The sequence below is a fragment of the Escherichia sp. WS1450 genome (genome assembly GCF_046487395.1).
In the GTDB taxonomy this organism is placed as follows: domain Bacteria; phylum Pseudomonadota; class Gammaproteobacteria; order Enterobacterales; family Enterobacteriaceae; genus Escherichia; species Escherichia coli.
Map to the genome: position 1 here is coordinate 1 of NZ_JBJQJO010000169.1, position 519 is coordinate 519.

The window sequence follows — 519 nt, forward strand, 5'->3', positions numbered from 1 at the left end:
TACACATTCTGTTTCCGCGTCTGAAAACTTCACTATACAGTTTATGGTCGTATGACCCCTGTCAGCCCACACTGGTGACGTGATTTTATCGACCTTCATTCATTTCTCCCCTGTCACCGTATTCTCTGAAACAGGCCCCAAATCGTCCCAATGATATTATTCACTGTCATGTTAGTTGTGCATAACATCCATGTACCAAGCATAGGATCGCCAAATAAAAAGCGGATATCTGTAAGTTTATCCGATGACGACGACACAATAACGGCCTGTCTGATACGATACCCGGGTATTTCACGGGTATTTGTTACCTCATGATTTCGTTCTATGATCCCCAGAACATAAGACCCCACGGAATAAACACTTCCGACGCTCGCTGGCTGCCCCGGCTGTCCCTGCGGACCTGCCGGGCCGCGTTCACCTGTATCGCCCTTTGGTCCCTGTGGACCACGCTCCCCCTGGGCTCCCAGCTCTTTCCATTCAGACCAGGGGCCATTACCGGTAAAATTACCAGTAACAGTT

At 49.3% G+C, this 519-nt stretch carries 1 protein-coding gene; it reads right to left on the reverse strand.

From position 1 onward, the window contains the following. Positions 1–113: 113 nt before the first annotated feature. Positions 114–519 (reverse strand): collagen-like protein (locus ACJHYR_RS28185; protein WP_410233239.1); only part of this gene is annotated, 406 nt, incomplete at its 5' end.